9 protein-coding genes are annotated in these 13,493 nt (G+C 63.9%); all 9 read left to right on the top strand.

From position 1 onward, the window contains the following. Positions 1–268 precede the first annotated feature (268 nt). On the top strand, positions 269–2,704 hold the full coding sequence (locus G486_RS0105165; protein WP_084455052.1) for a TonB-dependent siderophore receptor: 2,436 nt from the start codon (positions 269–271) through the stop codon (positions 2,702–2,704). Between the two features lie 149 nt (positions 2,705–2,853). After that, positions 2,854–3,357, top strand: coding sequence for a sigma-70 family RNA polymerase sigma factor (locus G486_RS0105160; protein WP_027014573.1), 504 nt, complete (start codon positions 2,854–2,856; stop codon positions 3,355–3,357). 2 nt (positions 3,358–3,359) lie between these two features. Continuing rightward, on the top strand, positions 3,360–4,382 hold the full coding sequence (locus tag G486_RS0105155) for a FecR domain-containing protein (RefSeq protein ID WP_084455050.1): 1,023 nt from the start codon (positions 3,360–3,362) through the stop codon (positions 4,380–4,382). Positions 4,383–4,573: 191 nt separating this feature from the next. Next, the gene (locus tag G486_RS0105150) at positions 4,574–6,991 is read left to right on the top strand and encodes a TonB-dependent siderophore receptor (RefSeq protein WP_051303167.1); all 2,418 of its coding nucleotides are present in this window, start codon (positions 4,574–4,576) and stop codon (positions 6,989–6,991) included. Positions 6,992–7,122: 131 nt separating this feature from the next. Further along, a complete protein-coding gene (locus G486_RS0105145; protein WP_027014570.1) occupies positions 7,123–8,442 on the top strand; it encodes a sigma-70 family RNA polymerase sigma factor in 1,320 nt (439 codons plus the stop codon). 95 nt (positions 8,443–8,537) lie between these two features. Further along, positions 8,538–10,943 (top strand): TonB-dependent siderophore receptor, encoded by a 2,406-nt coding sequence (locus G486_RS0105140; RefSeq protein ID WP_027014569.1) that lies wholly within the window; start codon positions 8,538–8,540, stop codon positions 10,941–10,943. 154 nt (positions 10,944–11,097) lie between these two features. Beyond that, the gene (locus G486_RS21580) at positions 11,098–11,397 is read left to right on the top strand and encodes a hypothetical protein (protein ID WP_034386779.1); all 300 of its coding nucleotides are present in this window, start codon (positions 11,098–11,100) and stop codon (positions 11,395–11,397) included. Position 11,398: 1 nt separating this feature from the next. Further along, entirely contained in the window at positions 11,399–13,093 is a 1,695-nt protein-coding gene (locus tag G486_RS0105130; protein WP_051303165.1) for a PepSY-associated TM helix domain-containing protein, read from the top strand. Beyond that, positions 13,090–13,452, top strand: coding sequence for a DUF3325 domain-containing protein (locus G486_RS0105125; RefSeq protein ID WP_027014567.1), 363 nt, complete (start codon positions 13,090–13,092; stop codon positions 13,450–13,452). The genes G486_RS0105130 and G486_RS0105125 overlap by 4 nt, the downstream gene beginning before the upstream one ends. Positions 13,453–13,493 lie beyond the last annotated feature (41 nt).

The raw sequence follows: 13,493 nt of genomic DNA, 5'->3' as shown, positions 1-13,493 counted from the left end.
CAACGATTTCAATATTGAACAATGCTGAAATCATTGAGCAGAGGGCGCTGACAGCTATGAAAAAAATATAAAAACTGCAGTGCATCTGGGCTGGCCATGGGCAGCAGAGGAGGCTGTCCACAATAAATTGCGGCCAGGGTGGGCTGTTTTGGCGGCTGGCGGGACATGGCTAAGGAAGGCGGTGTGCACACCGTCTGCGGGCCAACCCGGTGCGGTCTTTGGGCTGTGGGTTGCACTTCATTTTTCTGGCCTTCGGGCCCTGACCACCATGGCTGATCTTCTGGCGCAGGCGCATCCTGCGGATTTCTCCTCTTCCTCTGCGGCCCCTGCATGGGCGCTGCACCGTCTGGTGCTGGCCCTGGTCGCTGCCGGCCTGTGCGTCTGCGTTGCAACGCAGGTGGCGGCAGAAACCGCTGTCCCAGCAGCCGCGCCGTCTGCTGCGGCGGTGGATGCCCTGCGGGACTACCGCATTCCTGCCGGCCCGCTGGATGAGGCCTTGACCCGTTTTGGCCGCGCCTCGGGCCTGCTGCTGTCTTTCACGCAAGACCAGGTGCAGGGCTTGCACAGCCCGGGGCTGCAGGGGCGGCTGACCCAGGCCCAGGCGCTGGACCGTCTGCTGGCTGGCACCGGTCTGATGGCCCAGCGCTCGGCCCAGGGCGCGGTGCTGCTGCGAAAGGCCCCGGCACCGGTGGCGCCCACGGCCGGCACGGCTGCGCTGTCCACGGTCACGGTCAGCTCCCAGGCCTATGCAGCCGAGGCGCTTTATGCGGGCTCGGGCCGTGCTGCCAGCACCAAGCTCGGCAGCACGCTGATGGAGACGCCGCGCTCCATCTCCATCGTCAGCCAGGAGCAGATCAAGACCCAGGCGCCCAAGAGCATAGAGCAGGCGCTGTCGTACACGGCTGGCGTGTCCACCGAGGTCACGGGCGCCGATCTGCGCATGACGGGGGCCGTTATCCGGGGCTTCAGCGATGGCAGCTCCTACTACAAGGACGGGCTGCGCCAGTTCTCGGCCGGCACCTATGGTTCGTGGAACGACGAGATCGATGAGCTGGAGAGCATCGAAGTCATCAAGGGCCCGGCCTCGGTGCTTTTTGGCCAGGGCCGCCCGGGCGGCGTGATCAATGTGGTGTCCAAGAAGCCGGAGGCCGACCATGTCAACAGCGTGGGCCTGTCCTATGGTCGCTACCACCGTGCCCAGCTCACGGCCGATCTGGGCGGGGCGCTGGACGAGCGCGGCGATGTGCTCTACCGCCTCAACCTCAAGGGCCGTGACAGCGACGGCCGCACCGTGGGATCGCGTGACGACCGCATCTCCATCGCACCTTCGCTGCGCTGGAACCTCTCGGGCCAGACCCAGCTCACGCTGCTGGGCTCCTACTCGCGCGAGCGCGGCACACCCAAATCCTGGTGGCCCAGCCTGTTCACCTACCCGCAGATCAAGCAGCTCTCGCCCAAGCTCACCGCTGGCGATTCGGCTTTCGACAGGTTCGACCGCGATACCCAGTCCCTGGGCTATGAATTCAGCCACCAGACTGACAGCGGCTGGCAGCTGACACAGAACCTGCGCTACTCCCGCATCGACATCGACTACCGCCACATCTACGCCATGGACGTGCTGGCCGATGGGCACAGCATCTCGCGCGCCAACCTGGCCCAGCGCACCAAGGGAACGGCCTTGGCCATAGACAACCGGGCACAGAAAGACCTGCGCTGGGGGGCGCTGCAACACCGCCTGGCCTTTGGCCTGGACCACAGCAAGTACAAGGAGCGCGGTGGCATGGGCTTTGGCTGGAACGTGCCCGACCTGGACCTGAATGCCCCGGTGTATGGCCAGTCCGTGGAGATGCCGGAGATGGAAGACAGCAACTCCGACCTGCGCCAGACCGGCATCTACACCCTCAACCAGCTCCAGTGGAACCGCTGGACAGCCAACCTCAGCCTGCGCCACGACCAGGCCCGTACCACGCAGAACAGCACGACCCAGCCGCGCATGAAGGACAGCGCCACCACGGGCAGCGCCGGTGTGCTCTACCAGTTCGACAGCGGCTGGGCACCTTACGCCAGCTATGCCACCTCCTTCGATCCGGCCACCGGCCTGAAGTTCGATGGCAGCGCCTTCCTGCCGCGCCGTGGCAAACAGTACGAAGTGGGGGTGAAGTACCAGCCGCCAGGCAGTAGCACTCTGATCACGGCCTCGGTGTTTGACCTGCGGCAGACCAATGTCACCACCCCGGATCCCGACCACCCGCGCTTCAGCATCCAGACAGGTGAGGTGCGCGCGACGGGGATGGAGCTGGAAGCCCGGGTCGGCTTGACACGCGAACTCAGCAGCCTGCTCAGCTACACCTGGCTGGACCCGCGAACCACGCAAAGCACCCGGCCCGCCGAGGTGGATCGCCAGACCATGCAAACCAGCCGCCACATGGCCAGCGTGTGGCTGGACTATCGCCCCCGCGCCGTGCCCGGTCTGATGCTGGCCGGCGGCCTGCGCTACAAGGGCCGCTCTCCCTATAACGTGGCAGCAGACGGCAGCCTGAACGTCAATGACGCCTTCACCGTGGCCGACCTGGCCGTGGCCTATGAAACGCCCCAATACCGGATCGCGCTGAACATCAACAATCTGTTCAACAAGACCTACTACGGCGGCATCTTCCGCGGTGTGGACCGCGAGGCCAATGTGAGCATCAGGTACTACTGGTAGGCGAGGGGGCTGTTGCGCCGCATGGGTGTGATGAAGTCTGTGGATGCATGGGCTCTGATGCATGCCGCAGACGGTATTGGATAGAATAAACAAGAATTATTCTCGTTTAATATTGTGCTTGTAGGCCACTCTGCCAGCTACACATCTTCATGCCTCCCGCCTCCAACACGTCGCACGCTGATATCGCTGCCCTGTATGCCGCCCACCATGGCTGGTTGCAGGGCTGGCTGCGCAAAAAAGTGGGCAATGCGTTTGATGCAGCCGATCTGGCACAAAGCACATTTGTCAAAGTGCTGTGCGCACGCCAGCAGGCACCTTTGCTGGAGCCGCGTGCCTATCTGACGACCATTGCCCGCAATCTGCTGATCAACCAGGTGCGCCGGCGCGCCATCGAACAGGCCTATCTGGAGGCCCTGGCTGCCATGCCCGAGCCCGTCGCACCACCGCCCGAGGCACGGCTGATGCTGTTGGAAACGCTGGTGGAGATAGACCGGCGCCTGGGCACGTTGCCGGCGCTGGCCAAGCAGGCTTTTTTGCTGGCGCAGCTGGAAGAGCTCAACCATGGCCAGATTGCGGCGGAGCTGGGCATCTCTGTCTCCACGGTCAAGCGCCATCTCGCCAAGGCTGCGCTGCGCTGCTTTTTCCCGGAGTAGCCATGCCCTCTTCGTCCGTTGCCGCTGCAGATGGCCATGTTCAGAGCGCAAGGCCCGGCGGCTGTGCCCAGGTGGAGGCCATTCCTGCCGAGGTGGCCGAGCAGGCCGTGCGCTGGTGGGTGGCCCTGCGTGCAGGAGAGGAGACGGCCCGAACCCGGTTGGAGCTGCAACGCTGGCGGGAAGCCGATTCTTTGCACGAGGCGGCCTGGCAGCGCATAGAGACCATGGGCAGCGAGATGGCCGGCATTCCGCTGCCCCTGGCGCGCGCCGCCCTGGGGGCGCCAGCCTCGCCGCGCCGGCGGCGCAGCATGCAGCTGTTGGCGGTGGCGCTGGTATCGGGTGCCGGCACGGCGGCCCTGCTGCGTTCGCAGTCCTGGCGGGCATGGTCGGCAGAGGTCGTGGCTGCGGTGGGGGAGCAGCGCAGGCTGAGCCTGCCCGACGGTGGCTCGGTCGTGCTCAACACCGGCAGTGCGCTGAACATCCTCTACCGTGCTGATGTGCGTGTGCTGCAACTGGTGCGCGGTGAAATCCTGGTGCAGACCGCGCCCGATGCCCAGCGGCGGCCCTTCAGCGTGCAGACCGCGCTGGGCAGCGTGCGTGCGCTGGGTACGCGCTTCATGGTCCGCGAGCGAGAGCAGGCCTTTGAGGTGGGGGTGTTGGAGGGCGCGGTAGAGCTGCGCCCGATCGATGCTGCCGCAGGCGTGTTGCGCCTGGCAGCAGGAGAGCGCGGGTGGCTGGAGCGAGTCGCAGCGCATCGCAATGGCCCTTTGGAGCCGGCTGCAGCTGCCTGGGCGGATGGCATGCTGGTGGTCTCGCACATGCGGCTGCAGGATTTTCTGGCCGAGTTGGGGCGTTACAGGCGTGGGCATCTGGGTTGCGATCCGGCCATTGCAGACTTGCGGGTGTCTGGCAGCTATCCGCTGGCCGATACCGACAAGGTGCTGGCGTCGCTGACCTCGGCCTTGCCGGTGCAGCTGCGTTTCTTCTCGCGCTACTGGGTGAGTGTGCAGGCGGCGAGCTCCTGATGGGAAAGATTCGCAAAAAAATGAGCTAGTTGGCATCGCTGGACTGTCAGACAGGAAAGAAAGGCATTTCGGTGCCTGCAGTTTTTGTCACTTTCCGAGTTGATATTCCCATGTGCTCTCTGCCTGTCCGGCCACGCGCTGTTGCCTTCGCTCCCACACTCCGGGCTTTGCCTGCTCTTCGACCTGTCGCTATGGCACTGCATGTGCTGTGCCTGGGGCTTCTGGCCGGAGTGGGCTCTGGAGTGGTCACTCCACGCACCGCGTGGGCGCAGGCCGAGGCCGATGCACAGCGTCACTACCGCATACCCGCAGGCCCTTTGGGCGATACGCTCAACCGCCTCGGGCATGAGGCGGGTGTGCTGGTCACCTTTGGCTCGCAGCTCACCGAAGGGCAGCACAGCCCGGGTGTTCAAGGTCTTTTGACGGTGGAGCAGGCGCTGGCCCAGGCCTTGCGCGGCACCCGGCTGGCAGCAGTGCCTGCGCAAGGGGGCGGCTACACCTTGCGTGAGCTGGTCCTGGTGCAGAGCATGGCCGATTCGCAAGGGGTCAGCCTGGCGGCTGTGACCGTGACGGCCGAAGCGCTGCGCAGCGCCGTGACCGAAGACACGGGACAGTACGCCGCACGCGCAGTCAGCATAGGCAAGGACACGCTGACGCTGCGGGAAATTCCCCAGTCGGTATCGGTGCTGACGCAGGCCCAGATCAAGGACCAGGGCATGACCGATATGGCCCAGGCCATGCAGTCGGTGGCGGGTGTGCGTACCGACAGCTATGCCGGCGAGGAGCGCATGTCGGTGCGTGGCTATACCCTGGGCGCGCAGTTCGACGGGGTGCCGCAGATGGCCTCGCTGCTGTACATGCACAATGATCTGGCTCTGTATGACCGGGTAGAGGTGCTGCGCGGTCCCTCTGGGCTGCTGCAGGGCAGTGGCAGCCCTGCGGGATCGGTCAACTATGTGCGCAAGCGGCCCAAGGACACGGCAGGCGTTGAAGTGGCCCTGTCCGCTGGCTCGTGGAATCACTACCGTGCCGAAGTCGATGCTACGGGCCCCTTGAACCAGGGGGGCACATTGCGTGGCAGGGCTGTGCTGGCCTATAGCGACCAGGACATGTTCTATGACGTGGGCCATGCCCGCAGCATGGTGGCCTATGGCATGGTGGAGTACGACCTGACGCCGCAGACCAAGCTGGGGCTGGCGCTGACCCACATGGACGTGGAGCGCGTCAACTTCTTTGGCCAGCCCACCAAGGTGGATGGTTCGCTGCTGGAAAATCGCAAAGCCTTTGTGGGGTCGAACAGACGTGCCCCTCGGGAGATCAATGAGGTGGCGTTGGATGCCAGCCACCAGTTCGGCAATGGCTGGACGGCCAAGGGCACGCTGTCCCGCAAAACACTGGATTACAACGCTGGCTATACCGCCTACCCCTGGAGCGGTCTGGACTCCAGCAATGGCGGATTGGTCGGCGTCTCCCTGGGGCGCATTCAGCAAGACGATGTCTGGACCGGCGTGGATGCCAGCGTCTCCGGGCCATTCGAGCTGCTGGGCCGCCGTCACACCGTGACCCTGGGGTACAACCGTATCACCGAGGACTTCAAGGGCAATAACAACTATGTGTCCTTGCAAGACTGGGACGTTCTTCACCAGCACGACTTCAGCGCTTTCCTGCCCGGGCCAGCGGCGCGGACCAACAATGACTACACCGTCGAATCCGGCTTTTACGGCGTGACCCGTTTGAAGCTGGCCGATCCACTGACCCTGGTGCTGGGCGGGCGCTGGACCAGCTATGAAAGCCGCAGCCGCGGTATCACGGCTGCAGGACATGAGCCCTGGACGGAAAACTCCAAGGTGCGCCATGAGTTCACGCCCTACGGAGGCCTGCTGTGGGATTGGACACCGCAGCTGACCTGGTATGCCAGCTATGCCGATATTTTTGCGCCGCAGACGGTCAAGGACTATCAGGGGCGGTTGCTGGATCCGCGTGTGGGCTGGCAGGTGGAGACAGGTATCAAGGGCGCGTTCTTCGATGATCGCCTGAACGTCTCGCTGGCCGCCTTTCGCATCCGTGAGAAAAACCGCAGCATGCTTGACCCTGACCCCAGCCACATTTGCGCGGACTCCTGGGATGGCGCTTGCAGCATGGCAGCGGGCGAAGTCCAAAGCCAGGGCTGGGAAGCAGAGGTTGTGGGCAAACTGGCCCCGGGTTGGGATGTCTCGACCAGCTATACCTATCTGAATGCCAAATACCTGCGCGACAGCGCCAACGCTGGCCAGCGCTTTGCGCCGGAAACCACGCCGCGCCATTTGCTCAAGCTGTGGAGCCATTACCGGTTCAATGACCAGGCCCTGGGGGGCCGCATGAAGGGCTGGAGCCTGGGCATGGGCGTGCAGGCACAAAGCGATATCTACATTGCCAATGGCTCGCGCCAGGGCGGGTATGCCACGGTCTCGGCCACATTGGGCTACCGCATCAACCCGCGCTGGCACGCCCATCTGGCGTTGAACAATCTCACGGACCGCAGTTATCTCCAATCGGTGGGCAGTGCCACTTTCCACAATATGTATGGCGCACCGCGCAATGCCATGCTGACGCTGCGCGGCCAGTTCTGAGATCGTGAACACGCTCTGAGAGGCGCTTGAAGCGCTGGTGGTGTCTCGGCTCCGGAGCAAGGGCTGGGTGCTGGCCCGTCTTTGTGGGTGGAGTTGAGAATGATTCTTCTTTGTGGCTATCATTTGGCCCCATGGAACTCTCCACCTCTTTCACCCGCGCGCTGCTGTCCGGCTTTGACCGGGCCTATGCCGACCTGCTGCGTGTGGCCGCGCGCAGCACGGGTTGCCGCGAGGAGGCCGGTGACCTGGTGCATGACACCTGGCTCCGGCTGGCCGAGCACGCGCAAAGTGGGGCGGGAGAACGGCAGGGCGCAGCGGAGGAAGATGCACCGCGCGACGTGACGGCCTATCTGGCCGTCATGGCCCAGCATATGGCGCTGGATGCGCACAGGCGTCGGCAGCGCCATGGGGATTATCTGGATTCCGCATTGCTGCGCGAGCAGCTCGCGCCCAGTCACACGCCCGATGTGGCCGATGCGGTGATGTACCGCCAGGCGCTGAGCGTGCTGGAGGCGGCGTTGACCTCCTTGCCTGAACGCAGCCGCAGCGCCTTTGTGGCGCACCGCATCCATGGCGAAAAACAGCCCGAGATCGCCCAGCGCCTGGGCCTGTCGCTGAATACGGTGGAGCGTGATCTGATGCAGGCCAGTGCCTGCATCGAGGATGCGCTGCACCGCTGGCGCGGTGGCAATCTGGCCACCAGCGCCCGGCGTGCAGGCAGGCGCCGCAGCCTGGGGGCCCTGCTGGGTCTGGCGGGGCTGGGCCTGGGCGGCCACCTGGTCTGGGAGCAGTACCGGCAGAACTATGTGCAGTGGCACCTGCGCTGTACCAGCGGCCGTGGCGAACAAAACCGTCTTGCTCTGCCCGATGGCTCCATGCTGCTGCTGGATGCCATGAGCAGCGCCGACGTGCGCTACTTTGCTGCACGGCGTACGGTGGAGCTGACCCAGGGGGCAGCTTTTTTCGATGTGGAGCGCAGCCCTGAACGGCCTTTTATTGTGCAGGCTGGTGGGGTCCGGGTCGTGGTGCTGGGAACGCGCTTTGGTGTCGAGCTGAGTGAGGCGGGTGACGAGGCGGCTGTGGGGGTGCAGGTGGAGTCTGGCCGGGTGCGTGTGGAGGCGGCAGGCGGCAACTATGAGCTGCAGGCCGGGCAGGGGTTGAAGGCGCAGGGCGCATCGGTATTGTCTGTGCAGACCCAGCCCCAGGATGCGGCGGCTTGGCGCCATGGTGAGCTGGTGTTCAGCCATAGCACGCTGGGTGAGGCTGTGCAGCGCTTGTCACGCTACACCTCTTGGTCGCTGGAAGTATCGCCCGAAGCCGCTGGTCTGCCTGTGAGCGGGCGTGTGCGCATTGCCCATGCCCAGGCCTGGGTGCAGGCTCTGCCGCGTGCGCTGCCGGTCCAGGTCAGGCACCGGGCACAGGGGAATGGGTTGGTGGTTTCAGCCCGGTGAAAACCTCAGACGAATTTTTTTCAGGAATTTGCCACGGTAAACGTCCTTGCAGTGAGCCCATCGGGTTGGGCCTATTACTGCCAAGGACAATTCCCATGCATTCGCTTCTCTTTCCATCCCCTCGTACGCCGGTGGCCTCGGCGGTACTCAGTCTCGGGCTGTTCATGCCTTTGCACCAGGCTTCGGCACAGGCTCAAACGTCATCGGTAGCGCAAGCCATTCGCTTTGAAATTGCGGCCCAGCCGGTGGCTGCGGCGCTCGACCAGTTCGCCCGGCAGGCGGGGTTGCAGTTGGCGCTGGACCCCACGCTGGTACAGGGGCGTCAGGCGCCAGCACTGCAAGGTCCTTATGCGGTGCGGGCAGGTCTGGAGACCTTGCTTCAAGGCAGTGGCTTGCAAGGGCGGATGGAAGGGGGAATGCTCACCGTGCAGCGGCAGATCCAGATGTCTGCGCGTTCGCTGGAAGAGATCACGGTGAACGCCAACCAACTTGGAGAAATCACCGAAGGCTCGGGCTCGTATACGCCGGGCAGTATTGCCACCGCCACTCGCCTGGTCTTGACGCCGCGGGAGACGCCGCAGTCGGTCAGCGTGATCACGCGGCAGAAGATGGATGACTTTCAGCTCAACTCCATCGACCAGGTGATGGAGCATACGCCAGGCGTGAGTGTGGTGACCTATGACAGCGAGCGCACTACCTACTATGCGCGGGGCTTTGCCATCAACAATTTTCAGTATGACGGCATTCCCATGCTGCGCGATTCGGCCTATTCGGCCGGTAATACGCTGAGCGATACCGTGATCTATGACCGCATCGAGGTGCTCAAGGGAGCCAGCGGTCTGCTCACGGGCAGTGGCGACCCGGGCGCAACGATCAACCTGGTGCGCAAAAAGCCTACGCAGGATTTCCAGGGGCATGCGAGCGTGGGAGGTGGCCGCTGGGGTAGTTACCGCGGTGAACTGGATCTGGGTGGGGCACTCAATGCAGCAGGCAATGTACGTGGCCGGGCCGTGGTTGCGCAGCAGAAGAAAAACACCCAGCAAGACCATTACAGCCGCGACTCCACGGTGTTCTACGGCATTGTGGAGGCTGATCTGGGACCGCGTACCTTGTTGACCCTGGGGGCTGACCACCAGAACAACAAGCCCATGGGCTCGACCTGGGGCGGCATCGCCTTGCTTGATGCCAATGGTAATTTCAATGACATGCCGCGTTCCTTCAACAACGGTGCCCGTTGGAGCCGCTGGGAACAATACACCCGCACGGGCTTTGCCACGCTGGAGCACAGTTTTGACAGCGGCTGGGTGGCCAAGCTGCAGCTCAATCGCCAGACCAATGGCTATGACTCCAATCTGGGTTCGGCCGCTGCAGGTTTCCCCAATCCCGCTGACGGTACGGGAACCAGCATGTGGGCAGGAAAATATGTGGGCCATACCACCAGCAATGCTGCCGACCTCTATGCCAGTGGCCCTTTGCAGCTTGGTGGGCGCGAGCATGAATTGGTACTGGGCGCGAGCATGACCAACCGTCGCTGGAAGAACCAGGGCTGGTGGGATACGGGAAGCTACGACAAAAACATTGGCGACTACTACCAGTGGAGGGGCAATGTGCCCATGCCTGCTTGGGGTGTGGCGCCGGACTTCAGCAACGACGAGACCACGCGTGAGCGTGGTCTGTACGCCACCGCCCGCTGGAATCTGCGTGATGATCTGAAGCTGATCACCGGCGGACGCTGGTCCAGCTATGTCAACCGGGCGCAGTTGCTGGATGAATCCGGGGTCTTTGTGCCCTATCTGGGCGTGGTGTATGACTTCCATCCGACCTACTCGGCCTATGCCAGTTACTCTGGGATTTTCAAGCCTCAGTCCGTGCAGGATGCGCAAGGTCATACCTTGGACCCGCTGGAGGGTACGAATTACGAGCTCGGCATCAAGGCCGAGTTTTGGGACGGCAAGCTCAACGCGTCGGCCGCTGTCTTTCAGCTTCAGCAGGACAACTATGCGGTGGAGACCGGTGGCATGACGCCGTCCGGTGGCACGGCCTATCGTGCCATTCAAGGGGTTAAGACCAGGGGCTATGAGCTGGAAGTTTCGGGCCAGCTTTCTCCTGGCTGGCAGATTCAGGCGGGCTTCTCGCATGGCATTGCGCGCCAGCAGGGACAGCGCGTCTCCACGCTGACCCCATCCAACCAGTTCAGCCTCTACACAAGCTACCGTCTGGGAGGACGCCTGCAGGGACTGACGCTGGGTGGCGGTGCCCGTTGGCAGGACAAGACCTGGGGGGATATCTCCACGCCTTCCGGGACTCCCATGAAGCACACCGTCCAGAGCTACTGGGTGCTGGATGCCATGGCCCGCTACGAATTCAGCAAGCAACTGTCGGCCTCGGTGAGCATCAGCAACCTCCTGGATAAGAAGTACTACACCATCTTCAACTGGTATAGCACTTACACCTGGGGAGCGCCACGCAGTGTCAATATCAGCGTGAACTACAAATTCTGAGCCTTGGAGGCTGCCTTGCAGCCCCTCGGAACGGGGCGGTTTCCATTTCTGGGATGGAAATGGCCCTTTTTCCGCTCTCGTTTGTCATGTCTTATGAGAGGGGCAGATTGATGTCCCCGCCATTCCCCACTTTCTGCTTTTGGCCATCGATTCCATGACCTTTGCTTTTGCGGCCCGACCGGGCTTTTCCATTCTCTCGCGCCTGCTGGCTGCTGTGCTGGGCGGCTACGCCCTGGCCAGCGCCGTGGCGGTGCTGCTGGCGGCTGTCTTGCCCATTCCCAGGGCCGAGGCGGTGCTGGCCGGCATGCAGTGGAGTTTTGTGGCCCATGTGCTGGTGGCCATCTGGGCCTTTTCGCCGGTTGCGCTGGCGCGCATGTGGGGGCTGCTGCTGTCGGTGACGGCTGTGGTGCTGGTCGCAGCCTGGGCCTTTGCTCGCCCGGCACTGGGAGGCTGAGATGACGGCGAACAATCACAAGCAAGGCCCCCGGGGCAGTGTGGCCAAGCAGACGGGTGTTGCTGCAGGCGGGTTCCGCCAGGCCCAGGCCTGGCTGCATACTTGGTGCGGCCTGTGGTTCTCGTGGCTGCTGTTTGCGGTCTTTCTGACGGGCACGCTGGCGGTGTTCGAGGAGTCCATTACCCACTGGATGACGCCCGAGCACCATGCCGAGGAGGCGGCCCAGGCCCTGGAGCCCAAGGGCGCCGACCGGGCCCAGCGCCTGGCCTGGGGGCTGGACTATATGGCCAGTCAGCACCAGGGTGCGGAGATGTGGGAAATCTGGCCGATGGATGCCCAAGGTGGTGGTCGGCTGACCGCCTACTGGTTCGACGGCAAGCGCGAATACGCCATGCAGCCCCTGGACCCCAGCACCGGCCAGCCTGTGGAGCTGCCGCCGTCTGCGGTGCGCCAGACTCTGGGCGGCCACCATTTTGTGGAGTTCCACCACGAGCTGCATGCGGGCAGCTGGGGCTTGTGGGCCGTGGGCATTGCCACCATGGCCATGCTGGTGGCGCTGGTCAGCGGCATCATCACCCACCGGCGCATCTTCAAGGACTTCTTCACCTTTCGTGCACGCAAGGGCCAGCGCAGCTGGCTGGACGCGCACAACGCCACCGGGGTGCTGACCCTGCCTTTTCTATTCATGATCGCCTTCACCGGCATCGTGATCTCTGGCATCACCTTTATGCCGGCACCCAAGATCAGCCAATACGGTCTGGGCGTTCAGGCGCAGCAGCAGTTTCTGCGCGAGCTGGACAACCCCTATCTGCAGCAGCGCAGCGGCGAGCCGCTGGCCGTGCCGGACCTGGAGCCTTTTGCGCGCCGGGGCCAGGCGTTGATGGGCCAGGCCGTGCGCGCCGTGGTGGTTTACCAGCCCGGTGAGTCATCGGCTCGCATAGGTATTTATGGCTGGAACAGCGACGACAGGTATGCCCAGCGTCTGAGCGAAACCTCGGGCATGGTGATGTTCTCGGTGGCCACGGGCGAGGTGCTGCGCGTGCGCCTGCCGGGCGAGGTGGACGGCGGCGTGTCCTCGCAGGCCCAGTCCGTCATGAGCGGGCTGCACATGGTCAAGTTTGGCGGCTGGGCCATGAAGTGGCTGTACTTTGTCAGCGGTCTGGCCGGCAGCGCGTTGATGGCCACGGGTGCCATTCTTTTCATGGTCAAGCGCCGCAGCAAGCACCAGGGCGAATTTGGCGGAGCCACGGCCCGCGTCTACCGGCTGATCGAAGGGCTGAACGTAGCGTCTATCACCGGTCTGGGCGTGGCCTGCATAGGCTATCTGTGGGCCAACCGCCTGGTGCCCGTGGGGATTGCCCACCGCGATGACTGGGAGCTGGCCGTGTTCTTTGGCCTGTGGTTGCTGATGCTGGTGCATGCACTGTGGGTTCCCGTCGCCGCAGCGTGGCGCCAGCAGCTGGCGGTGCTGGCCGCGCTGTGCCTGCTGCTGCCGCTGCTGAGTTGGTGGACTGTGGGCGAGCATCTGCCGGGCTTGATCGCCGAGGGCGATTGGGAAGGGGCAGGGCTGGAGCTGTTCTGCCTGGCCTCGGGCGTGGCTGCCGCCTGGACAGGGTGGTGGTTGAAACGCCGCCAGACTGCAGGCATGCGGACGGCACGCAATGCACAGCCCGTGAAAGCCGAGGTGGCGGCATGAACACACTGCATGCATCACTGCTGGCACTGGCCCTGGGCTTTACGGGTATGGCGGCTTTGGCCTTTGCCATGGACCGCCATTACGAGCAGCTCACCGGCAGATACGAAATCCCCCTTGCACAGCGCTGGCTGTTGCGTTGCGTTGGCACGGTGGCGCTGGTCGCAGCGGTCTTTCCCTGCGTGGCGGCCTGGGGCGCCACCGTAGGCACCGTGGCCTGGCTGGGCTGGATCTCGGTGGCAGCTTTGGCCGTGGTGGGCTTGGTCAGCGCGGCCCCACGCTGGGCCGGCCTGGTTGCTGGGCTGGGTGGACTGGGTGCATTGCCGGGTCTGGTCTGGCTGTGGGAGGCTGTGCAGCGATGAGCTCGCAAGCTGTCGGGCTTGATGAGGTGGTGAATGAGATT

Origin of the sequence: Comamonas composti DSM 21721 (assembly GCF_000429845.1) — a bacterium.
Lineage (GTDB): Bacteria > Pseudomonadota > Gammaproteobacteria > Burkholderiales > Burkholderiaceae_C > Comamonas > Comamonas composti.
This window is presented reverse-complemented; position numbering and strand designations above follow the sequence as displayed.